Origin of the sequence: Pseudomonas sp. 22515 (assembly GCF_052044625.1) — a bacterium.
GTDB lineage: Bacteria > Pseudomonadota > Gammaproteobacteria > Pseudomonadales > Pseudomonadaceae > Aquipseudomonas > Aquipseudomonas alloputida.
Map to the genome: position 1 here is coordinate 147,383 of NZ_JBQENN010000012.1, position 23,521 is coordinate 170,903.

Here is a 23,521-nt window from a genome sequence, read left to right on the forward strand (position 1 = left end):
ATATCGCATTCGCGGGTAAACCCGCTCCTACACCGGGACGGTGAGGCCTTATTCGATGAAGCTGACCACACCGCCTTCCAGCGACTTCACCCGGGCCAGCGATTCAACGCGGTAACCCTGGCTGTCCAGCTCGGCACGGCCACCCTGGAACGACTTCTCGATCACGATACCCAGGCCCGCCACGGTGGCACCTGCCTGCTTGATGATCGAGATCAACGCCTGCGAGGCTTTGCCGTTGGCCAGGAAGTCATCGATCACCAGCACGCGGTCGCTGCTGTTGAGGTGACGCGGCGAAATGGCCACGGTGTTCTCGGTCTGCTTGGTGAAGGAATACACCGAGGCGGTCAGCAGGTTTTCGGTCAGGGTCAGCGACTGGTGCTTGCGAGCGAAGATGACCGGCACACCCAGTTTCAGACCGGTCATCACCGCTGGGGCAATGCCCGAGGCTTCGATGGTGACGATCTTGGTCACGCCGGCATCGGCGAACAGGCGGGCAAACTCGTCACCGATCAGCTGCATCAGCGCCGGATCGATCTGGTGGTTGAGAAACGCGTCGACTTTGAGAACCTGATCGGAAAGCACGATGCCTTCTTCGCGAATCTTCTGATGCAGTGCTTCCACTGTGATTTCCTCGATGTAACAAAGGTTGCCGCTGGAGGCGGCAAAGTTAAAGAGTAATGGTTGATCAGCGTTTGAGCATTGCCCGGATATCGGCCAGGGCGTTGTTGCCGCGAGCGGCCTTCACCTCGACCGGTGCATCGTCGAGGCCCTCCCAGGCCAGGTCGTCCGGCGGCAGTTCGTCGAGGAACCGGCTGGGCGTGCAGTCGATGATTTCACCGTACTGTTTGCGCTTGGCAGCGAAGGTGAAGGCCAGGGTCTGGCGCGCGCGGGTGATGCCCACGTAGGCCAGGCGGCGTTCCTCTTCGATGGTGTCGGCCTCGATGCTGGAGCGGTGCGGGAGGATTTCCTCTTCCATGCCCATGATGAACACGTAGGGGAATTCCAGGCCCTTTGAGGCATGCAGGGTCATCATCTGCACACCTTCGGCGTTCTCTTCTTCTTCCTGCTGGCGCTCGAGCATGTCGCGCAGCACCAGCTTGCCGATGGCGTCCTCGATGGTCATGTCACCCTCTTCGTCCTTCTCGAGGGTGTTCTTCAGCGCTTCGACCAGGAACCAGACGTTGCTGATGCGGAACTCGGCAGCTTTGTCGCTGGCGGTCTGCTGGCGGATCCAGTTTTCGTAGTCGATGTCGCGGATCATCTCGTGCAGTGCGGCAATCGGGTCTTCCAGGGCAACCTTGTGGCGCACCCCGTCCAGCCAGTGCTTGAAACGCTGCAAGCGCTCGGTGTAGCGCGCGTCCAGGTGCTCGCCCAGGCCCAGCTCTTCGCTGGCGGCGTACATCGAAATGCCGCGCTCGGTGGCGTAGTTGCCGAGCTTTTCCAGGGTGGTGGAGCCGATCTCGCGGCGCGGCACGTTGATTACCCGCAGATAGGCGTTGTCATCGTCCGGGTTCACCAGCAGGCGCAGGTAGGCCATCAGGTCCTTGACCTCCTGGCGGCCGAAGAAGCTGTTACCGCCCGACAGGCGATACGGCACCTGGTGGTGCTGCAGCTTCAGTTCGATCAGCTTGGCCTGGTAGTTGCCGCGGTAAAGGATGGCAAAGTCGCTGTACGGGCGGTTGGTGCGCAGGTGCAAGGTGAGGATTTCCATGGCCACGCGTTCGGCCTCGGCTTCCTCGTTCTTGCAGCGGATCACGCGGATCTCGTCGCCCACGCCCATTTCGCTCCACAGCTGCTTTTCGAACGCATGCGGATTGTTGGCGATCAACACGTTGGCGCAGCGCAGGATGCGGCTGGTGGAGCGGTAGTTCTGCTCGAGCATGACGATCTTCAGGGAGGGGTAGTCCTCCTTGAGCAGCATCAGGTTCTCGGGGCGTGCACCACGCCAGGCGTAGATCGACTGGTCGTCGTCGCCCACCACGGTGAACTGGTTGCGCATGCCGATCAGCATTTTCACCAGCAGGTACTGGCTGGCGTTGGTGTCCTGGTATTCGTCCACCAGCAGGTAACGCACGCGGTTCTGCCAGCGCTCCAGCACCTCGGGGTGCTCCTGGAACAGCTTGACCGGCTGCAGGATCAGGTCGTCGAAGTCCACCGCGTTGAACGCCTTGAGCGTGCGCTGATAGTGGGTGTAGACGATGGCGGCGGTCTGCTCGCGCGGGTTGCGCGCCTTTTCCAGGGCTTCTGGCGGCAGGACCAGGTCGTTCTTCCAGGCACCGATCATGTTCTTGATCTCGTCGATGCCGTCGTCGCCGGAGTATTCCTTCTGCATGATGTCCGACAGCAACGCCTTGATGTCGGACTCGTCGAAGATCGAGAAACCCGGCTTGTAGCCCAGGCGCTCGTGTTCCTTGCGGATGATGTTCAGGCCCAGGTTGTGGAACGTACACACGGTCAGGCCACGGCCTTCCCCCGGGCGCAGCAAGGTGGCGACCCGCTCCTTCATCTCGCGCGCGGCCTTGTTGGTGAAGGTCATCGCCACGATGTACTGGGCGCGGATGCCGCAGTTCTGGATGAGGTGGGCAATCTTGCGCGTGATCACGCTGGTCTTGCCCGAACCTGCACCGGCGAGCACCAAAAGAGGGCCGCCGACATAGTCACGGGCTTCCTGCTGCCGGGGATTGAGTCGGGACATGCTAGAAACCGGGGGTCGCCAGAAAATAGCCGCGCATTCTAACAGGCATGGGGCCGTTGTGGCGCGACCGTCTGACGTCTGAGTCAGACTTTTGTCCGCCTAATTATTAGTGTCACTAATGCTAGTAGCTGAAAAAATCATATTTGCCGGTTTGACTCGTTTCGCGCAGGATGCACGACAAAATACGTCGGAATGCTACGCTCGAAAAAACCATGTATAAAAGTGAAAATCATTTTCATTGAATGCAGTAGCATCCCCTCCAGATCTCGTTGCACCGTCAAGCCCTAAGGAGCCCGCTTGTCCACGCCTGTCGAACCTTTGCGTTTGCTGCTGTTGGCCGATGAGCCGGAATGGGCTGCCTCGTTGCACGCGTGCATGCCCGCACTGGGGGGCAGCGCCGTGTTACTGACTGCGCCAAACTGGGAGGCGGTCGACAGCCTGTTCAGCCATGATCGCCAGGCCGTCGTGCTAGCAACACCCGCCTTGCAGCCCGCCCCCGGGCGTTGCGAGCTGCCGACTATTCTGCTGCTTGAACACGAGCCTGAGGCAGCGCCCAGCGCTGTCAGTGACTGGCTGGTGCGCGACCAGCTCAACGCCGATACCCTGCGCCGCTCACTGCGCCATGTGCGAGAGCGAGGGGTGCTGGTCGCCACCTTGCAGCGCCTTGCCGAGCAGGACCCGCTGACCGGCATCGCCAACCGCCAGGGCTTCCAGGCTTTGCTTAATGCACGCCTGGCCGAAAACGAAGGCCGTGGTGTCGCGCTTGGCCACCTGGACCTGGACAACTTCCGCCACGTCAACGACGCCCTGGGCCACCAGAGCGGTGACCGGTTGATCCTGCAGGTGGTGGCACGGCTGAAGCATCAGCTGGAGGCGGGCGACCAGCTTGCACGTCTGGGTAGCGACGAGTTCGCCCTGCTGATCGACACCCGTCGCGATGCCAACCGCGCCGAATGGATTGCCGAACGCATCGTCGAGGCCTTGGCAGAGCCCTACTGGATCGACGGTGAGAGCCTGCTGCTGGGCTGCAGCCTGGGCCTTGCACATGCTCGCGCGCAAAGTGGCGCCGATCCGCTGATGTGGCACGCGCACATCGCCATGCGTCAGGCCAAGGGCAGCCAGGGCTGCACCTTCCATGTGTTCAACGAACGCATCAACCGCAACGCCCGCAGCCTTGCTGACCTGGAAAGCGAGTTGCGCCGCGCCCTGCGCCGCGACGAACTGGAGCTGCACTATCAGCCCCGCCTGAACCTGGCTGACGGGCGCATTGTTGGCCTGGAGGCGCTGGTGCGCTGGTGCCATGCCGAGCGCGGGCTGCTGCCACCCAGTGAGTTCGTGCCACTGGCCGAGCAGAGCGGCCTGATCGTGCCCTTGGGTTATTGGGTTATTTCCCGTGCCCTGCGTGACATGCAGGCATTGTGCGAGCGTGGCCTGGAGCCGCTGCACATGGCGGTCAACCTGAGTTTTCGCCAATTCCAGGACAGCCAGCTACTGGCCACGTTGAGTCGCCTGATCCTCGAGCACGGTGTGGATGCCCGCTGGCTTGAGTTCGAGCTGACCGAGACGGCGGTGATGCGCCGCAACGAGGTGGTGCGCCAGACCATGGACGCGCTGGGTCGCCTGGGTGTGCGCTTCTCGCTCGATGATTTCGGCACCGGGTTTTCTTCGTTCGTGCACCTCAACAGCCTGCCGATCACCTTGCTCAAGGTGGACCGCAGCTTTGTTGCGGGAATGGAAATGCGCGAAGAGAACCGCAAGCTGGTACACGCCATGATCAACCTGGCGCACAACCTCAACCTCGAGGTGGTGGCCGAGGGAGTGGAGAGTGAAGAGCAACTGGCGTTGCTGCGTGGGTTTGGTTGCGACCAGGTGCAGGGTTTCCTGGTCAGCAAACCGCTACCGATAGGGGAATTGATGGCGTATTTGCTGCAGGCGCCCGGACGCCAGTTGGAGGCTGTCCTGTAGGAGCGGGTTTACCCGCGAATGGGCCGGGCCTGCTGGCCAATCTCCACCAGACGTTCACCGTTGCCGCCNACACACCGGCGTTGGACACAGGCCGTTGTAGGAGCGGGTTTACCCGCGAAGAGGCCCCCACGTCAGGCCGAAGCCGTCGCCTTTCCGGTAGCCCAAGCCTTCCCCAACAACCGCTTCATCCGCCACTCAAAGCCAAAGGTCAGCGCCACCGCCGCACATGCCAGCCCCAGCGCCAGCCCCCACCAGATCCCTACTGCACCACCGCCCAGCGTAAAGGTGAACAGCCAGGCACTCGGCGCCCCCACCAGCCAATAGCACACCAGCCCGATCAGGAAGGTGGTCTTGGCATCTTTCAGCCCACGGATCGAGCCCATGGCAATCGTCTGCATGCCGTCGAACAGTTCGAACCACGCCGCCACCATCAACAACTGCACGGCCACCTGGAAGATCGCGGCAAAGGCCGGGTCATTACGGTCGATGAACAGCCCTACCAGTGCTTCGGGCAGCAGCAGGAACAGGGCGGCGAAGGCAAACATGATCATGGCCCCGAACCCGATGCCCACCCGCCCGGCGCTGCGCGCCGCCAGCAGGTTGCCAGCGCCGTAGTACAGGCCGACGCGCATGGTCACCGCATAGGACAAGCCCGTCGGCACCATGAATGCCGTGGACACGATCTGCAGGGCAATCTGGTGCGCCGCCAACTCGGTGCTACCCAGCACGCCCATGCACAGCGCGGCGAAGGCGAACAGGCCCACTTCCACCATGTAGGTACCGCCAATCGGCAGGCCCAGCCGCCACAGCTCGCGCAGGGCCGCCAGTGATGGGCGTGACAGGCCCTTGCGCAGCGGGTAGGCGGCATAGGCCGAATGCCAGCGGATATACAACGCCAAGGCAGCGGCCATGCCCATCGACACCACTGCAGTGACCAGGCCGATACCCATCAGGCCCAGCTTGGGCAGGCCGAACATGCCTTCGATCAGTGCCACGTTGAACAGGTAGTTGAGCACTGTGCCGAACAAACTGATGACCATCACCGGGGTCGAGCGGCCCAGCGCGCTGGTGAAGCCACGCAAGGCCATGAAGGTCAGATAGCCGGGCAGGGCCAGTGGCAGCAGGGTGAGAAATTCGGCGGCCGAGGCCACGTTCTCGGGCTTCTGCCCGAACAGCAGCAGCACAGGTTCAAGGTTCCACAGCACCAGCGCGGCGAACAGCGCCAAGGCCCAGGCCAGCCACAGGCCGTTCTGCGCCAGCCGGGTGGCGCCCTCGATGTCGTTGGCACCCTTGCGAATGGCCACCAGCGTGCCGACTGCGGCGATCACGCCCAGGCAGAAGATCGATACGAACGAATAGCTGGCTGCCCCCAGGCCACCCCCCGCCAAGGCCTGGGGGCTGATGCGGGCCATCATCAGGGTGTCGGTCAGCACCATCAGCATGTGCGCCAACTGCGAGGCAATCAGCGGCCCGGCCAGGCGCAGCAAAGCCTTGAGTTCTGTGGTGGGCGCGACGTGCATGGGGGCAGTCCTTCATTCTGAGGTGATCAACGAAGGGCGATTCTGAGGCTTCGGTCAACTTTGCACAAAAGGATAAAAGCGATAGTTGGCATGAGTTGAACTCATGTATATAGACTTCTCGGTGATTTGCCTCACACGCCCATATTGCAGGTGCCTCATGCCACGCCAGCTACCACCGCTGTATGCCCTGCGCGCATTCGAAGCTGCCGCGCGGCTAAGCTCCTTCACCCGTGCGGGCGAAGAGCTTTCTATCACCCAAAGCGCCATCAGCCGGCATATCCGTACGCTGGAGGAGCATTTTGCCTGCCGCCTGTTCGTGCGCAGTGGCCGCAGCCTGCAACTTACCGAAGCGGGGCGGGTACTGCTGCCGGGCGTGCGCGAGGGCTTCGCGGCGTTTGAGCGGGCCTGTGAAACCTTGTGCGGTGAAGACGACATATTGCGCATGAAAGCCCCCTCGACCCTGACCATGCGCTGGTTGCTGGCGTGCCTCAGCCGCTTTCGCCACCTGCAGCCGGGCAATGAGGTGCAACTGACCAGTGCCTGGATGGATGTCGACCATGTGGACTTCAACCAGGAGCCGTTCGATTGCGCGGTGTTGCTCAGTGATGGGGTGTTCCCGGCGGAGTGGGAGGTGCGCAAGCTGTTCCCTGAGTTACTGATCCCGGTCGGTGCGCCGGACCTGCTCGACGAGGAACCTTGGGATGTACGTAGGCTGGCCTCTATCGAGCTGCTGCACCCTACGGTGGACAAGCGTGACTGGCGGGAATGGCTGGAGCGTATGGGGCTTGGCGACGAGGTGTCGCTCAAGGGCGGCCAGGTGTTCGATACCCTTGAGCTGGGCATGATTGCCGCGGCGCGTGGCTATGGAATATCCATGGGCGATTTGCTGATGGTGGCCGAAGATGTGGCGCAGAAGCGCTTGAGCCTGCCATGGCCGACGGCGGTGCCCAGCGGCATGGATTACTACCTGGTGTGGCCGCGCACCCGGCGAGGCGGCGAGCGGTTGCGGCGGTTGAGTGCGTTCCTGGAAGGCGAGGTGGCGGCAATGGATTTGCCGGATGTGGAAATCCTGCCGCCTCTTTGATCACCTGCACCGGNAAGAGGCCGGTACGGTTTTACATCGAGCCCAGGTTCAACGCCTGTGCGCAGGCCTGCAGCGACCGGCGCTCGCTTTGCGCATACAGCGCCCTCTCATCCTGTACCTGCAACCCCAGCGCCGCTTCGAACGCTTCGCGGTTGGCGTTGCTGCCGTATTCGGCCTGCGCATCGTCACCCAGGTTGGACTGGAAGATCCCCGCCGCACTCACCGGCAGGAAGTCCTCGTACACCAGCGCCTCGAAGTGCACGTGGCCCGCGTCGATCAAGCCTTGCAGGGTGGTCGGGCGGCCTTCCTGGTCGCGTGCGGCCAGGCCTTTCTCGGTGGCGAAGTAGCGGAAGTACGCCAAGCCCTGTTCACGCATCTGCGCCAGGTCATCCGGGAATTCGGCAAAGTTTGCCTGCAGCAGCGCCATGTAACGCTCGGCATTGGCTTCGGCCGGAGCGCCACCCAGCGCAGCGCGGGTAGCGTCGAGCAACTTGTCGTAAAGCTGGCGACCTTTCGGCGTCAGCGCCGCGCCGCGTTGCTCGATTTCGCCAAAGCGCGCGGTGTGGCTGCCTTCGCGGCCTTGCTGGTCGCGGAAGGCGACCGTTTCCTGCAGGGCCTTGAAACTGGTCTGGCGTAGCAGGATCGGGTGGCGGCGGGTGGGCGGGCCTTCAACCACGGCCTTCGGCGGGATGCCCTTGGCAGGCATGCCGAGCTGGATTGCATCGATATCCAGGGTACGCGGGGTCAGGTGGTTGATGTGCGGGCCCTTGAAGGCCACCACATCGGCGATCAGGCGGTGTTGGTCGTGCAGCTGCTGGTACTGCTCGGCCGTAACGGTAGCGTCCTGGTGCCAGCGGAAGGTGTGCAGCGCCTCCTGCACGAACGTCTCTGCATCCGCGGCGTCAAGGCCACCCTCGCGCTCACACTGGGCGATCAGTTCGAGGGCGCGGGAGGTGAAGATCTGGCGCTTGGCCAGGATGCTCTGTGCCAGCTCGCGCAACTGCGGGTTGTCGATCAGCTCCAGGCGCAGCAACGAGGTGAACACACGGAACGGGCTGACATGCAGCGATTGCTCGTGCACCGCGCGGAAGGCAGTGGAATGCACCGGTACGCCAGCGGAACTGAGGTCATAGTAGCCGACCGGCTGCATGCCCATGACGGCGAACAGGCGGGCGATGGTGGCCAGTTCTTCGGCGGTGCCGACGCGGATGGCGCCGTGACGTTCCTGGTCCAGGCGCTCGATTTCGCCGGTCCAGCGCAGGGCCTCGGCCACTTCGGGTTGCTGGGCCATGACCTGCTGGTTGATTTCGCTCACCAGCTCCAGCAGCGTGCCGTACAGCGGCACTTCCTGTTTGTACATGAGCGACATGGCGGCAGAGAACTGCGCGCGGATGCTGTCTGGGCTGACGAAATCGTTGGCGGGCATCGCTAGCTTCCTGGTTGGGTTCGGACGCTTACATGAAAGCTGGGAATGCACTTTGCTCACAAGCGAAAAAAAGTGAGTGTGTCATTCCTTTTTTGATCGACCTCGACGGCCGTTTCACGGCTAAAGCCGCTCCTACAGGGACCGTGCAAGGTTGGGGTCTTGCGCAGGGCCCCGTAGGAGCGGCTTTAGCCGCGAAGAGGCCCTCAAGCCTGGAGCTGTTCGTGGATCCACTCCACCAGCGCCCGCACCTTGGGCACCTCCGCCGCATGTTCAGCGTACGCCAGATAGTGCGCCCCGGCACTGCGCATCGCATGGTTCCACGGCACCACCAGGCTACCGTCGGCCAGTTCCTTCGCCGCCAGGTAGCGCGGCACCAGCGCTACCCCGCACCCGGCCTGTGCTGCGCTCAACGCCATATAGAACGTATCGAAGCGCGGCCCGTGGTAGGCGCTGACGCTCTGCAGGTCCTGCTCCAGGAACCACTCATGCCAGGCCTCCGGGCGCGAGGTGCTTTGCAGCAGCACCAGCTCGGCCAGCTCCTCGGCACCGGCCAGCTTGCGCCCGGCCAGCAGCTCTGGCGCACACACCGGCACCACCTCCTCGCGAAACAACTCCACGCAAGTGGCCCCCGGCCAGGTGCCCTGGCCATAGAAGAACACCACGTCAGCCGAGCCTTGCAGCAGGGCGAACGGCTCCATTTCGTTGCGAATGTCCAGGTGGATATTGCCGTGCCGTTTGCCAAACCCCTTGAGGTGCGGGATCAACCAGCGCACGCCAAAACTCGGTTGAGTGGCTACCTTCAATATCTCGGTCTGCTCGCCGTAGGTGAGTACGTAGCGGCTGGACATGTCCACCTGGGTGAGGATTTTGTTGACCTCGGCCAGGTACAGGCTGCCGGCCGGGGTCAGCTGCAACCGCCGGCGGATGCGCAGGAACAGGTGGTGGCGCAGCATGTCTTCCAGCTGCGCCACCTGCTTGCTGACCGCGCTCTGGGTCAGGTGCAGTTCTTCGGCGGCACGGGTAAAACTCAGATGGCGGGCTGCAGCTTCAAAGCACTGCAGGGCGGTCATGGAGGGTACCAGGCGTTTTGACATAGCGGTCTCTGCGGCTCAAATCATTACCTGACGGAATGATATGCGGAATAAAGGTCGTTTGTTGTACCTATGTGATCGGATTAATACTGATCCACATCATTTTTCCACCCCATCACCGATGTAGGAGATGCACAAATGGTTGCTGGATTGCTCGAGCGCCTTGGCGTTGCCGCCGAGGCTTACACCCAGGGCGACTACCCTGTTCACACGCCGATCGACGGCAGCCAGATCGCCTCGGTGAAACTGCTCGGCAAGGCCGAGACCATCGCCCGCATCGATCAGGCCCAGAGCGCCTTCGAAGCCTGGCGCAGTGTGCCGGCTCCGCGCCGTGGCGAACTGGTGCGCCTGTTCGGCGAAGTGCTGCGTGAGCACAAGGCCGACCTCGGCGAGCTGGTCTCGATCGAAGCCGGCAAGATCACCCAGGAAGGCCTGGGCGAAGTGCAGGAAATGATCGACATCTGCGACTTCGCCGTTGGCCTGTCGCGCCAGCTGTACGGCCTGACCATCGCTTCCGAGCGCCCGGGCCACCACATGCGTGAAACCTGGCACCCGCTGGGTGTGGTCGGCGTGATCAGCGCCTTCAACTTCCCGGTTGCCGTGTGGGCCTGGAACACCGCCCTGGCCCTGGTGGCCGGCAACTCGGTGGTATGGAAACCGTCCGAGAAGACTCCGCTGACCGCCCTGGCCTGCCAGGCGTTGTTCGAAAAAGCCCTGAAAGCCTTCGGCGATGCTCCGGCTGGCTTGGCACAACTGGTGATCGGCGGCCGTGAAGCTGGCGAAGCCATGGTCGACGACCCGCGCGTACCGCTGGTCAGCGCCACCGGCAGCACCCGCATGGGTCGCGAAGTCGGCCCACGCGTTGCTGCCCGCTTCGGCCGCAGCATCCTGGAACTGGGCGGCAACAACGCCATGATCCTGGCCCCGAGCGCCGACCTGGACCTGGCCGTGCGCGGCATCCTGTTCTCGGCTGTCGGCACTGCCGGCCAGCGTTGCACCACCCTGCGCCGCCTGATCGTGCACCGCTCGATCAAGGACGAAGTGGTTGCCCGCGTCAAAGCCGCCTACGGCAAAGTGCGTATCGGCGACCCACGTAAAGACAACCTGGTCGGCCCGCTGATCGACAAGCAGTCGTTCGACGCCATGCAGGGTGCACTGGCCAAGGCCCGTGACGAAGGTGGCCAGGTATTTGGTGGCGAGCGTCAGCTGGCCGACCAGTACCCGAACGCCTACTACGTTTCGCCAGCTATTGCTGAAATGCCGGCGCAAAGTGACGTGGTGCGCCACGAAACCTTCGCACCGATCCTGTACGTGCTGGCCTACGACGACTTCGAGGAGGCCCTGCGCCTGAACAACGAAGTGCCACAAGGCCTGTCGTCGTGCATTTTCACCACCGACATCCGTGAAGCCGAGCGCTTCCAGAGCGCCTCGGGCAGCGACTGCGGCATCGCCAACGTCAACATCGGTACCAGCGGCGCCGAGATTGGCGGTGCGTTTGGTGGCGAGAAGGAAACCGGCGGTGGCCGTGAGTCGGGCTCGGATGCCTGGAAAGGCTACATGCGTCGCCAGACCAATACCGTGAACTACTCGCGCGAGCTGCCGCTGGCGCAGGGTATCGTGTTCGACTGATGTATTGATGCTGCATGGCCGGGGGCCTGGCCCCCGGTTCGCGGGTAGACCCGCTCCTACAGGGTTCGTCCAAGCGACACCGACCCCTGTAGGAGCGGGTTTACCCGCGAAAGGGCCGCCCTGCGGCCCCAACAAGAACAAATTGCTGGAGCCGGCCATGTCCGAACTGCGTCAACAATGCTTGTGGGAACACGTCAGCAAACCGACCGTCGCCGCCCAGGCCCTGGCCGGTGAGCACAAGGCCGATGTCTGTGTGATCGGCGGCGGCATTACCGGCCTGTCGGCGGCCATCCACCTGCTCGAACAGGGCAAGTCGGTGATCGTGCTGGAGGCCTGGAAGATCGGCCACGGTGGCTCCGGGCGCAACGTCGGCCTGGTCAACGCCGGTACCTGGATCCGCCCCGACGACGTCGAGGCCACCCTTGGCCAGAAGCAGGGTAGCCGCCTGAACAAGGTGCTTGGCGAAGCCCCGGCTGAAGTGTTCGCCATGATCGAACGCCTCGGCATCGACTGCCAGGCCCAGCACAAAGGCACGCTGCACATGGCGCACAACGCCACCGGTATCGCCGACCTCGAAGCGCGTCACGAACAATGGCGCCGCCGAGGTGCCGACGTCGAGCTGCTGACCGGTGCCCAGTGCCAGGAATACTGCGGTACCGACAAGATTTCCGCTGCGCTGCTTGATCGCCGTGCTGGCACCATCAACCCCATGGGCTACACCCAGGGCCTGGCGGCTGCTGTAACGCGCCTGGGCGGCAAGATTTTCCAGCAGTCTTCGGTCGAAGGCCTGGAGCGTGAAGGTGATGGCTGGCGGGTGAAGACTGCGCGTGGCGCTGTGCGCGCCGAAAAGGTGGTGATTTCCACCGGCGCCTACACCGAAGGTGACTGGAGCAACCTGCAGAAGCAGTTCTTCCGCGGTTATTACTATCAGGTAGCCTCCAAACCGCTGCAGGGCACCGCAGCCGACAAGGTGCTGCCACATGGCCAAGGTTCGTGGGACACCCGCACCGTGCTCAGCAGCATCCGCCGCGACGATCAGGGCCGCCTGCTGCTCGGCAGCCTGGGCCGGGTCGACAACAAGCCAGCCTGGTTCGTGCGCAGCTGGGCCGACCGCATCCAGGGCCATTACTACCCCGAGCTGGGCAAGGTCGAGTGGGAAATGCACTGGACCGGCTGCATCGACTTCACGCCTGACCACCTGATGCGCCTGTTCGAGCCGGCGCCTGGGTTGGTGGCGGTGACCGGGTACAACGGGCGCGGTAATACCACCGGCACCGTGATTGGCCGGGCGTTTGCCGAGTTCCTGCTCAAGGGCGAGGCGGACAGCCTGCCGATTCCGTTTTCGCCGATGAGCGGTGTGAGCGCGCCTTCGCTGCGGACGGCGTTCTATGAGTCCGGCTTCTCGCTGTACCACGCGGGGCAGTGCCTGAGGGTTGTGTTGTAAGTACTGGCCTATTCGCGGGTAAACCCGCTCCTACAAATTGTTCACCGCCTGAGAGGGCTGTGGTGAACCTGTAGGCGCGGGTTTACCCGCGAAGAGGCCAGCACAGGCTTACTTGTGCAGCCAGCTGAGGAAGCCACCTTTCTTGATCAGGGCCGGCTTCTGCAGCAACAACGACTCCCGGCTCTGCCGCCGGAACCGCTGCAATTTGCTCAACGCCGTCTGCACTTCGCCACGCTGCTGCAAACAGCTCTTCACCTGTTCCTTGTCGATCCGGTACAGCACGCAACTGGTCAGCGTGCGGAATTCGGCCAGCGAATCTTCGTCGTCGATGATCCCCTCGATCCCCAGCACCTCTCCCGGCCCCATGCGCCCGGCCTCCAGCCGCTTGTCTCCGTCGCGCACCGAGGCCGATACCACACCGCTGCCAATCACCAGCAGATGATCGGAATGCTCGCCCACCCCCAGGATCACCTGGTCCGCCAGGTACTCGACTGCAGTCATGCGCTGGCTCAACGCATCGCGCTCTTCATCACTTAGCGAGCGGAACACTCGAACCTCATCCAGCACCTCGCGCTGGCGACTGCGCGGCGGCACAGCCAGGTCGACGTTCCACATCACCCCGCTGGCCTCCAGATGCCGGTGCGCCAGGTCGAACAACTGGTTACGTGCATCGCCCTTGGTGCCCGCATCGGCCACGAAGCCGCTGGCCTCGTACTCCACCGACTCCAGAGTCGAGGCCTTTACCGTCACCTTCGGCTTCGGGGTCGCAAGGATGGCACTGACGCCCTGCAAGGCTTTTTCCAGCGCATCGAACACACGCTTTGGCCGCACCTTGGCCGGGACCACCACGCTGATCGATACCCCATGCACATCGGCCGGGCGACTGTGGTTGAGCAGCCGCGCCTTGGCCGCCACCGAGTTGGGGATTACCGCCAGGCTGCCGGTACCGGTCAGCAGGCGCGTGGCGCGCCAGTCGATGTCCAGGACCTTGCCTTCGGTGCCGTCGATGGAGATTGAGTCGCCAATCTGATAGGGCCGCGTGGTGTTCAGCACGATGCCGCTGAAGACGTCAGCCAGTGTGCTCTGCAGCGCCAGGCCGATGACGATGGCCATTACCCCGGAGGTGGCCAGCAGGCCCTTCACCGGCAGTTGCAGCACGTAGCCTGCGGCCGCGACCACGGCGGCGAGGAAGATCAACGCCCCCAGCACATCCTGCAGCAAGCGCCCGCCATGGCTGCCACGGGCCACCAGCAACAGGCCGAACACCACGGTCACCGTGCGCGCACCGAACAGCCACCAGCCGATGGCCAATACCGTGGCCATCAGGTTGCGCGAGAGATCGTCGGGCCACGGCGGTGGTTGCAGCGGGCTCATGCCGGCGGCCATCAGCACCGCGCTGAACAGCAGGAAGATCACCAGGCGCGCGCTGATGCGCCAGGCATGACGCTGAATGGGGATCAGTTGCCAAAGCACGAGGTCGAGCAGGATCAGGGCGCAACCGAGCAACAACGGGGACGACTGGATGAACGCCAGCATGGTGGTCTCGGGGGTGAGGGGAGGGCTGTGGGTAGTAATAGAGCAGGTTTGCCGGGCAGGCAATGCAAGCCTGTGCTGGCCCCTTCGCGGGCTTGCCCGCTCCCACAGGTAAAGCGCTGGTTNCGAGCCCGCGAAGAGGCCAGCAAAACCAACGCCAATCTATCGTTCCTAAAACAGAACGCTAAAGGCAAAAACCGCTATCTACCGCTCCAAAGGTGATGGTTTTAATCTTCTCCCATCAACGCGAAACACCCAACTTACTGAATATCAAAACCCTTAGGAGCTACCCCCATGACCCACTTCAAATACAACCGCCTGAACAAAGACGACGCCGCCGTACTGCTGGTCGATCACCAGGCTGGCCTGCTGTCCCTGGTCCGCGACATCGAGCCGGACGCGTTCAAGAACAACGTGCTGGCCCTGGCCGACCTGGCCAAGTTCTTCAACCTGCCGACCATACTCACCACCAGCTTCGAGCAAGGCCCCAACGGCCCACTGGTGCCAGAACTGAAAGCCCTGTTCCCGGACGCCCCGTACATTGCCCGCCCTGGCCAGATCAACGCCTGGGACAACGAGGATTTCGTCAAGGCGGTGAAGGCGACCGGCAAGAAGCAGCTGATCATTGCAGGTGTTGTGACCGAGGTTTGCGTGGCTTTCCCGGCCCTGTCGGCCCTGGAAGAAGAGTTCGACGTGTTCGTGGTCACTGATGCCTCCGGTACCTTCAACGCCATGACCCGCGACGCCGCCCACGACCGCATGAGCCAGGCAGGTGCGCAACTGATGACCTGGTTCGGCGTGGCCTGTGAGCTGCACCGCGACTGGCGCAACGACATCGAAGGCCTGGCCGCACTGTGCTCCAACCACATCCCGGATTACCGCAACCTGATGACCAGCTACAACGCCTTCAACGCCAACAAGTAAGCGCAAACGCCGCGGGCACCGCCAATCGGTGCCCGCCCAGGGCAGCACACCTATCCAATCCAGCGCCCGTCCGCCGTTGCACAGTGGATGCGGGCAAGCTCATCCCAAGGAACGCCGATGAACACCGCACTCCATGACAACCGCGAAGTGGTGACCGTATGCCTGCAACACAAGGTGCTTGATAGCCCGCCGGGCACCCCCGCAGCGCAACCGCCGCGCTGGAAACAGGCGCTGCTGACCTACCTGGTGATCTGCCCGATGACCATGGTCATCCCGCAACTGCTGGCGCCGCTGTTTGCACGCTTCCCGCAACTGGGCGGCGTGATCACCGGCAACCTGATCGTCAACCTGTTCGTCATCCTGCCCGTGGTGTTCTACATCATGCCTTGGGTAACCCGCCGCTGCGCCAACTGGCTGCGCGGCTGAGCCGACGCCTTCACCTCGACACTTTCAAGGAGATACCGCTATGAGCACGTTCGTTACCCGCGATGGCACTTCGATCTATTTCAAGGACTGGGGCAGCGGCAAGCCCGTGCTGTTCAGCCACGGCTGGCCGCTGGATGCCGACATGTGGGATTCGCAGATGGAGTTCCTGGCCAGCCGCGGTTACCGCGCCATCGCCTTCGACCGCCGGGGTTTCGGCCGCTCGAGCCAGCCGTGGAACGGTTACGACTACGACACCTTCGCCGATGACATTGCCCAGCTGATCGAGCACCTCGACCTGCGCGACGTCACCCTGGTGGGCTTCTCGATGGGGGGCGGTGATGTCAGCCGCTACATCGCCCGCCACGGCAGCGAGCGGGTGGCCGGGCTGGTGTTGCTGGGCGCGGTGACGCCAGTGTTCGGCAAGCGTGAGGACAACCCTGACGGTGTCGACCTGTCGGTGTTCGAGGGCATCCAGGCCGGCCTGCGTGCCGACCGCGCGCAGTTCATCGCCGATTTCGCCACGCCGTTCTACGGCCTGAACCATGGGCAGCAGGTGTCCCAGGGTGTGCAGACGCAGACCCTGAACATTGCGCTGATGGCGTCAATCAAAGGCACCCTGGACTGTGTGACGGCCTTCTCGGAGACCGATTTCCGTCCCGACATGGCCAAGGTCGATGTGCCGACGTTGGTGATCCATGGCGATGACGACCAGATCGTGCCGTTCGAGACCACCGGCAAGCAGGCGGCGGAGCTGATTCGCGGCGCCGAGCTGAAGGTGTATGCCGGGGCGCCGCACGGGTTTGCGGTGACCCATGCACAGCAACTGAATGAGGACTTGCTGGCGTTCCTTCAGCGGTAATGGTGGAAAACATTCGCGGGTAAACCCGTTCCTACAGACGTTGTAGGAGCGGGTTTACCCGCGAAGAGGCCGGCCCAGGCAGCAAAAAGCTTGACCAGGACTAACCTTCTTCAACCCACCGCACATCCATTCAAGCCCAGGCCTTGCATCAACCGGCATGCTTCGCAGTCCCCCTGCCGGCCCCTAGTCGGAGAAGCCCATGTCCCAGGATCGCAACGACAAGACCCGTCGCCAGTTCCTCGCCACCAGCACTGTGCTCGGTGCCGCTGGCGCGCTCTGGTCCGCATTGCCTTTTACCGGCCAAGCCGGTTCCGCTCACGCATCCACGCAAGGAGGTTCCATGACCGCCGACCTGATTCTGTTCAACGGCAAACTGCACACCGTTGACCGCGAAAAGCCCACCGCGACCGCCGTCGCCATCAAGGACGGCCGCTTCATCGCCGTGGGCAGCGACGCCGAGGCCATGGCCCACAAGGGCGCCGCCACGCAAATCATCGACCTCAAGCAGCGCACGGTGATCCCGGGCCTCAATGACTCGCACCTGCACCTGATCCGCGGTGGCCTGAACTACAACCTCGAGCTGCGCTGGGAAGGGGTACCGTCGGTGGCCGATGCCCTGCGCATGCTCAAGGACCAGGCTGCGCGCACGCCAACCCCGCAGTGGGTGCGGGTAGTCGGTGGCTGGAACGAATTCCAGTTCGCCGAAAAACGCATGCCCACCCTGGAAGAAATCAACCAGGCTGCGCCCGATACCCCGGTATTCCTGTTGCACCTGTATGACCGCGCGCTGCTCAACCGCGCTGCGCTCAAGGCCGTCGGCTACGACAAGAGCACCCCGAACCCGCCAGGTGGCGAAATCCAGCGTGACAAGTTCGGCAACCCGACCGGCATGCTGATCGCCCGCCCGAACGCGATGATCCTCTACGCCACGCTGGCCAAGGGGCCTAAGCTGCCGCTGGAGTATCAGGTCAACTCCACTCGCCAGTTCATGCGTGAGCTCAACCGGCTGGGCCTGACCAGCGCCATCGACGCCGGTGGCGGCTACCAGAACTTCCCCGATGACTACTCGGTGATCCAGGAGCTGGCCGACAACAACCAGCTGACCGTGCGCATCGCCTACAACCTGTTCACCCAGAAGCCCAAGGAAGAACTGGACGACTTCAAGAAGTGGACCTCCAGCGTCAAGCTGCACAGCGGCACCGATTTCTTGCGCCACAATGGCGCGGGCGAAATGCTGGTGTTCTCTGCCGCCGACTTCGAGGACTTCCTCGAGCCGCGCCCGGACCTGCCGCAGACCATGGAAGAAGAACTGGAGCCGGTGGTGCGCCACCTGGTCGAGCAGCGCTGGCCGTTCCGCCTGCACGCCACCTACAACGAGTCGATCACGCGCATGCTCGACGTGTTCGAAAAGGTCAACCGGGACATCCCGTTCAATGGCTTGCCGTGGTTCTTCGACCACGCCGAAACCATCACCCCCCAGAACATCGAGCGCGTGCGGGCGCTGGGTGGCGGTATTGCCATTCAGGATCGCATGGCCTTCCAGGGTGAGTACTTCGTCGATCGTTACGGCGCCAAGGCTGCCGAACAGACCCCGCCGATCAAGCGCATGCTCGACATGGGCGTGCCGGTGGGCGCGGGTACCGATGCCACTCGGGTGTCTAGCTACAACCCATGGACCTCACTGTACTGGCTGGTCAGCGGCAAGACGGTCGGTGGCATGGAGCTGTACCCGGAAGGCCTGAGCCGTGACACCGCGCTGCAACTGTTCACCCAGGGCAGCGCCTGGTTCTCCAGCGAGCAAGGCAAGAAGGGCCAGATCAAGGTAGGCCAGCTGGCTGACCTGGCAGCATTGTCGCTGGACTTCTTCAGTGTCGATGAAGAGGCGATCAAGGGCATCGAGTCGGTGCTGACCATCGTTGATGGCAAGGTGGTGTACGGTGCTGGCGAGTTCGACAAGCTTGGCCCGCCGCAGGTGCCGGTGCTGCCAGAGTGGTCGCCGGTGACCAAGGTGCCTGGGCACTGGCGCGTTGGTACGCCATCGTTGGCAGCCGCTGTGCACCAGTGCTCGGGGCCGTGCGGAGTGCATGCACACAGCCATGACAAGGCGCGCAAATCGAGTGTTCCGGTCAATGACTTCCAGGGCTTCTGGGGGGCGCTGGGCTGTTCGTGCTTCGCTTTCTAAGGTGAGCTGATGTGAAGAACGGGGGCCAATATCTGGCCCCTTTTTTGTGTCTTCAGTGCCGGCCCTTTCGCGGGTAAACCCGCTCCTACAGGGCCTTTGCTGCCTTTTCGCAGGTAACCCGCACCTACGGGGCCTTTGTGGTCCTTTCGCGGGTAAACCCGCGCATACGGGGGCTGCGCGGTCCTTGTAGCGAAAGGGCCGCAAAGGCCAGCATCAATGGTGAGCCTTATGCTCCCCGCCAGCCAACAAATGCCGAATCCGCACTTCAACCCCATCGGTCTGCAGCATCCTGACCCGCGCCTCGATCTTCAGTTCACCACGGGTCACCCGGTGGTGATGCCGCAGATGCTCCAGCCACGATTCCTCGAAGAAGAACTCCAGCCACAACGCCGGATCAGCACTGTCCCGCATCAACCCCCACGACAATGCGCCATTGCGCTTGCGCATCGCTTCCAGCTCCCGTGCCGCTTGCTGGAAGGCCTCGGCCTTGGTGGGGGCGATGTGGTACTCGACGGTGACCATCACCGGTCCGACTTCCTTGTCCATGTCATCGCTCAATACCGGCACCGGCCAATGCAGCGACGGCGTCAGCTCCTCTGCCTCGGTTTCCGGCAGCGCCACCTTGCAGGTCAGCAAGGTACCCAGCGCCAGGCCGCCTGCGGCCAGCAGCAGGCTGAAGGTGATCGTTGCATGGCTGGCCAGTGTGCCCCACAGCAGGCCGCCACAGGCCATGGCGCCGAAGAAGATCAGAATGTATACCGACAAAGCCCGCGCCCGTACCCAGGCGGGCACCGAAGTCTGTGCAGCCACCTGCAGGTTGGACAGCACCGCGATCCACGCCGCGCCACTGAGCAGCATCGCGGGCAGCAGCGCATAGAAGTTTCGCACCAGCGCCAGGGCCAGCAGGAACAGGGCATACAGCAGGCTGGCCAGTAACACCAGGCGGTCACGGCTGATGCGCTCACGCAGGCGCGGCAGCAAGGTGGCACCCGCCACTGCGCCAATACCGATGGCCGCCAGCAGCAGGCCGAAGTCCGCTGCGGTGCCGCGCATCTCGCCACGCACGATCAGCGGCAGCAGCGAAGTGCCGGCGCTGGCGCAGAAAAAGAACGCCAACGCGCGTAGCATCACGGCCTGCAAAGGCTTGGCGCTGCGGGCAAAGCGCAGCCCAGTGCGCATGGCGCCAACGAAGCGTTCGGCCGGCAGCAGTGGTTCCTTCACCTCGCGCTTCCACAGGAACAACACCAGGATCACACCCGCAAACGAGATGGCATTCAGGGCAAAGGTCAGCCACGGGCCGACCATGCTCACCACCACCCCCGCCAGTGCCGGGCCGATGGCCCGTGACACGTTGATGCCGACACTGGAAAGCGCCACCGCGTTGGCCAGGTCCTCCTTGCCCACCAGTTCCGGTGTCAGTGCGCTCCACGCCGGCATCATCAGCGCTGTGCCGATGCCCAGTGCCAGGGTCAGCACCAGCAGCAAGGTGACGTTCATCATCCCGAGCAAGGTCAGGGCCGCCAGCACGACCGCTACGCAAGACATCCACAGTTGCACCAGCAACAGGTAGCGGCGTTTGTCGACGATGTCCGCCGCTGCGCCCGCCGGCAGGGCCAGGAAGAACATCGGCAACGAGCCGGCTACCTGGATCAACGCCACGTGCAGCGGGCTGGCCGACAGCGTGGTCATCAGCCAGCCGGCGCCCACCTCGTGCATCCAGGTGCCGATGTTGGAGGCGATGGTGGCGATCCACAGCATGCGGAAGGTGGTGTTACGCAACGGGCTCCAGGCACCTGAAGGGGATGTACTCATGTCAGAAGCTGCCTTTGAGTGGGTATTCGATGATCAGGTAGATGCGGTCGATATCATTGCCCGCCTGGGCCTGGTTGGCGCGGTGGCTGACGTGGGAGAACGACAGGCTCAGGTCCTTGGCAGCCCCCGACTGCACCACGTATTTCAGGTCGATGTCGCGTTCCCAGTGCTTGCCGCCGTCGCCGTACTGGTTCACATAGGCGCCGCCCGCAGGCGCATGGCTGCCGTCGATGCCGCGGCCGCTGACATAGCGGCCCATCAGGCTCAGGCCAGGCGCGCCGAGGGTGGCGAAGTTCAGGTCATAGCGCAGTTGCCACGAGTGCTCGCCAGGGCCGTTGAAGTCGGCGTACTTGATCGCGTTGGCCAGGTAGATGGCGTCGCCGCCGACGAAGTCGAACGGGGTGTCGCCCTCGACCTTCTGGTAGGCCAGGCTCAGCGCCTGTGCGCCGAAGCTGTACCTGGCCAGCAGGCTGTAGGCGAGGGTGTCGATCGCCCCGGCGCTGGCGTTGCCGGTGTCGCGGGTTTTGTACAGGTTGCCGTCCAGGCGCCAGTTGCCCTCGGCCAGGTTCAGGTTGAGGTAGGCCTGGCGCCAGGTGTTTTCCAGCTGCCCGGCATACACTGCGGCGCCGAACGGCCCGTTGGGTGCGAAGGTGGCACCGGCCAGGCTGATGGCCCGGTTGTGGGTGGTCGCGCCGTAGCCGCTGAAGTCGTCGTGGGTGGAGCTGTTGTCCTGGTTGTTGAAGGCAGTGAAACGCCCGGCCTGCAGGCGCCAGTCGGGCTGGTCGGTGTTTTCCACCCACCAGCCGGTGGCGTATTCCGGGTGCAGGCGTTTGTCACCGGTGTCGAACACCGGGGTTTCCACCATCATCTCGCCATAGCGCAGTTGGGTGTTGCCTAACTGCATTTTGAGCGCGGCACCGGCGCTGGAGTACTCGGACTCGGCGCGGCCATCGCTGTCGCGTGGCAGCAGGCCGGTGCCGCTATGGCCGCGGCCGCCGTCGAGCTTGAGGCCAAGAAAGCCATGGGCATCGATGCCGACGCCGACAGTGCCTTCGGTGAAACCGGAACGCACCTCGCCGATGAAGCCTTGGGCCCATTCCTGGCGGTAGTTCTGGCCGCTGCCGGAGGGCGAGCGGAAGTCACTGTGCAGGAAATAGTTGCGGCTGAGCAGCGACCAGCCGGGCGCCTCGGCGTGGCTCAGCGCCGGCCAGAGGGCGAGGGTGGCGAGCAGGGCGCGGCCTGGTCCGTGAGTGGCGCGGATCATGAGGGGCTCCGGGGGATGATCCGGGAGTGTGGAAGAAGCGTAGACCCAAGGTCTTGTAAGGGTGTGCTGGGTGGGGATTTGCATTACCTGTACCGGCCCTTTCGCGGCTAAAGCCGCTCCTACAGGGCCACCACCGGCCCCGAGCCTTGTGCAGTACCTGTGGGCGCGGGCAGGCCCGCGAAGAGGCCGGCTCAGCCAGCCAGGCACTCAAGCCATGTCGCTGATGGCGAACTCCTCAGCCAGATGATCGATCAGCGCTCGCACCGAAGGCAGCAACCCACGTCGCGATGGGAAGATCGCATGCACGATGCCGCAACGCGGGTGCCAGTCTGGAATCAGCTCAACCAGGCGTCCTGCCGCCAGGTCCTCACGCACCGCCACCCGCGGCAAGTGTGCAATCCCCACTCCGGCTACCACGAAGTGGCGCAAGGCAAACAGGTCATCAGTCACCATGCGTGGTGTATGCGGGATGACGATGCTGCGGCTGTTGTCCTCACCCTGGAACAGTTCCCACTGGTACTCGCGCTGGGCACTGCCCCAATGCACGCTGGGTAGCGTGCCCAGCAGCTGCGGATCAAAGCCTTTGGGCAGTTGCGCCAGGTATTGAGGTTGACCGACCAGGCACTGGGTGCTGTTGCTCAGCACCTTCATCACCATGTCAGTGTTCTCCAGCGGCGGAAAGCGCACCCGCAGAGCAATATCGAAGCCCTCGTGCAACAGGTCGACACGGCGGTTGGTACTTTCGATGAACAGCTCCACTTGCGGGTACTTGAGCATGTAGCGGGTCAGCATCGGCCCGACCCAGGAGTTGAGCAGGGTGGTCGGGCAGCTGATGCGGACCAAGCCGCGCGGTTCGCTGCGGTTGCGCTCGATGATCTCCGCTGCGCCCTCTGCCTCCACGCGCATGGCCAGGCAACGGTTGTAGTAGGCCTGGCCGATTTCGGTCAGCGAGCAGTGGCGGCTGGTGCGGTTCAACAGCCGCACACCCAGGCGGTCTTCAAGGTCGGCGATTCGCCGGCTGAGTTTTGACTTGGGCATGTCCAGCGCCCGCCCGGCCGGGGCGAAGCCGCCATGTTCGACGACCTGGGTGAAGTAGTAGAGGGAGTTGAGGTCTTCCAATGATCGGTCTCCGGGTATTTGGTTGCCTGTGCCGGCCTCTTCGCTTGTAGGAGCGGCTTTAGCCGCGAAGAGGCCGGCACAGCCCCTACAAATCCATCGTTCATAAATCGGAACGCTAAAGCCAGATTCTGCTAACTACCGCCGCAAAGGTGATGATTTTAATCTGTGCCCATCAACGCGAAACACCCCGAATTGCTGAAAAATTCATAACCCTTGGGAGCACAGACCATGAGCAAATTCACCTACAACCGCCTGAACAAAGACGACGCTGCCGTACTGCTGGTCGACCACCAGGCTGGCCTGCTGTCGCTGGTGCGCGATATCGAGCCGGACAAGTTCAAGAACAACGTGCTGGCGCTGGCTGACCTGGCCAAGTTCTTCAACCTGCCGACCATCCTCACCACCAGCTTCGAGCAAGGCCCCAACGGCCCGCTGGTGCCGGAACTGAAAGCCCTGTTCCCGGACGCGCCGTACATTGCCCGCCCTGGCCAGATCAACGCCTGGGACAACGAGGATTTCGTCAAGGCGGTGAAGGCGACCGGCAAGAA

General features: G+C 63.4%; 17 protein-coding genes and 1 pseudogene. 9 read left to right on the forward strand and 9 right to left on the reverse strand.

What is annotated here, in order from left to right; genetic code table 11:
• Positions 1 to 48: 48 nt before the first annotated feature.
• Positions 49 to 621, reverse strand: a complete 573-nt coding sequence (locus ACTJJN_RS13615; protein ID WP_003253535.1) for a xanthine phosphoribosyltransferase — start codon at positions 619 to 621, stop codon at positions 49 to 51.
• 64 nt (positions 622 to 685) lie between these two features.
• On the reverse strand, positions 686 to 2,695 hold the full coding sequence (gene rep, locus ACTJJN_RS13620) for a DNA helicase Rep (RefSeq protein ID WP_003253537.1): 2,010 nt from the start codon (positions 2,693 to 2,695) through the stop codon (positions 686 to 688).
• Between the two features lie 297 nt (positions 2,696 to 2,992).
• Between rep and ACTJJN_RS13625 the strand changes: the two genes are divergently transcribed.
• A complete protein-coding gene (locus ACTJJN_RS13625; protein WP_440781331.1) occupies positions 2,993 to 4,660 on the forward strand; it encodes a putative bifunctional diguanylate cyclase/phosphodiesterase in 1,668 nt (555 codons plus the stop codon).
• 131 nt (positions 4,661 to 4,791) lie between these two features.
• On the opposite strand, the gene ACTJJN_RS13630 is transcribed toward ACTJJN_RS13625, so the two are convergent.
• A complete protein-coding gene (locus tag ACTJJN_RS13630; protein ID WP_088512610.1) occupies positions 4,792 to 6,180 on the reverse strand; it encodes a NorM family multidrug efflux MATE transporter in 1,389 nt (462 codons plus the stop codon).
• Between the two features lie 157 nt (positions 6,181 to 6,337).
• Here ACTJJN_RS13630 and ACTJJN_RS13635 point away from each other — a divergent pair, with 157 nt between their 5' ends.
• Positions 6,338 to 7,264 carry a LysR substrate-binding domain-containing protein gene (locus ACTJJN_RS13635; protein ID WP_012054085.1) on the forward strand — a complete coding sequence of 309 codons (927 nt, stop codon included), beginning with the start codon at positions 6,338 to 6,340 and terminating at the stop codon, positions 7,262 to 7,264.
• A 31-nt stretch (positions 7,265 to 7,295) separates the two neighbouring features.
• On the opposite strand, the gene hglS is transcribed toward ACTJJN_RS13635, so the two are convergent.
• Both hglS and ACTJJN_RS13645 read right to left on the reverse strand, forming a co-directional pair.
• On the reverse strand, positions 7,296 to 8,690 hold the full coding sequence (gene hglS / locus ACTJJN_RS13640; RefSeq protein ID WP_440781332.1) for a 2-oxoadipate dioxygenase/decarboxylase HglS: 1,395 nt from the start codon (positions 8,688 to 8,690) through the stop codon (positions 7,296 to 7,298).
• Positions 8,691 to 8,893: 203 nt separating this feature from the next.
• Positions 8,894 to 9,784 carry a LysR family transcriptional regulator gene (locus ACTJJN_RS13645; RefSeq protein WP_019436537.1) on the reverse strand — a complete coding sequence of 297 codons (891 nt, stop codon included), beginning with the start codon at positions 9,782 to 9,784 and terminating at the stop codon, positions 8,894 to 8,896.
• Between the two features lie 135 nt (positions 9,785 to 9,919).
• Here ACTJJN_RS13645 and amaB point away from each other — a divergent pair, with 135 nt between their 5' ends.
• Positions 9,920 to 11,410, forward strand: a complete 1,491-nt coding sequence (gene amaB, locus ACTJJN_RS13650) for an L-piperidine-6-carboxylate dehydrogenase (RefSeq protein WP_003253547.1) — start codon at positions 9,920 to 9,922, stop codon at positions 11,408 to 11,410.
• Between the two features lie 157 nt (positions 11,411 to 11,567).
• Positions 11,568 to 12,854, forward strand: coding sequence for an L-pipecolate oxidase (gene amaA, locus ACTJJN_RS13655; RefSeq protein ID WP_003253548.1), 1,287 nt, complete (start codon positions 11,568 to 11,570; stop codon positions 12,852 to 12,854).
• Positions 12,855 to 12,962: 108 nt separating this feature from the next.
• Here the strand turns inward: amaA and ACTJJN_RS13660 are convergent, their stop codons facing one another.
• Positions 12,963 to 14,390, reverse strand: a complete 1,428-nt coding sequence (locus ACTJJN_RS13660) for a mechanosensitive ion channel family protein (RefSeq protein ID WP_012054083.1) — start codon at positions 14,388 to 14,390, stop codon at positions 12,963 to 12,965.
• Positions 14,391 to 14,681: 291 nt separating this feature from the next.
• Here ACTJJN_RS13660 and ycaC point away from each other — a divergent pair, with 291 nt between their 5' ends.
• The 4 genes from ycaC (at position 14,682) to ACTJJN_RS13680 (ending at position 18,778) form a co-directional block, all read left to right on the forward strand.
• Positions 14,682 to 15,311 (forward strand): isochorismate family cysteine hydrolase YcaC, encoded by a 630-nt coding sequence (ycaC, locus tag ACTJJN_RS13665; protein WP_003253552.1) that lies wholly within the window; start codon positions 14,682 to 14,684, stop codon positions 15,309 to 15,311.
• A gap of 117 nt (positions 15,312 to 15,428) precedes the next feature.
• Positions 15,429 to 15,737, forward strand: a complete 309-nt coding sequence (locus ACTJJN_RS13670) for a hypothetical protein (protein ID WP_012054082.1) — start codon at positions 15,429 to 15,431, stop codon at positions 15,735 to 15,737.
• Positions 15,738 to 15,777: 40 nt separating this feature from the next.
• Positions 15,778 to 16,596: an alpha/beta fold hydrolase gene (locus ACTJJN_RS13675; protein WP_003253555.1), complete on the forward strand. Its 819-nt coding sequence runs from the start codon at positions 15,778 to 15,780 to the stop codon at positions 16,594 to 16,596.
• A gap of 199 nt (positions 16,597 to 16,795) precedes the next feature.
• A complete protein-coding gene (locus ACTJJN_RS13680) occupies positions 16,796 to 18,778 on the forward strand; it encodes an amidohydrolase (protein WP_080756744.1) in 1,983 nt (660 codons plus the stop codon).
• A gap of 213 nt (positions 18,779 to 18,991) precedes the next feature.
• Here ACTJJN_RS13680 and ACTJJN_RS13685 read toward each other — a convergent pair whose 3' ends face one another.
• From ACTJJN_RS13685 to ACTJJN_RS13695, 3 genes are all read right to left on the reverse strand, one after another.
• Positions 18,992 to 20,590, reverse strand: coding sequence for an MFS transporter (locus tag ACTJJN_RS13685; RefSeq protein ID WP_088512609.1), 1,599 nt, complete (start codon positions 20,588 to 20,590; stop codon positions 18,992 to 18,994).
• Position 20,591: 1 nt separating this feature from the next.
• Complete coding sequence (locus tag ACTJJN_RS13690; protein WP_088512608.1) at positions 20,592 to 21,854, reverse strand: OprD family porin; 1,263 nt, start codon at positions 21,852 to 21,854, stop codon at positions 20,592 to 20,594.
• Between the two features lie 207 nt (positions 21,855 to 22,061).
• Complete coding sequence (locus tag ACTJJN_RS13695; RefSeq protein ID WP_010955764.1) at positions 22,062 to 22,973, reverse strand: LysR substrate-binding domain-containing protein; 912 nt, start codon at positions 22,971 to 22,973, stop codon at positions 22,062 to 22,064.
• Between the two features lie 228 nt (positions 22,974 to 23,201).
• Here ACTJJN_RS13695 and ACTJJN_RS13700 point away from each other — a divergent pair.
• Positions 23,202 to 23,521: pseudogene (locus tag ACTJJN_RS13700) on the forward strand (hydrolase); the annotation flags it as partial.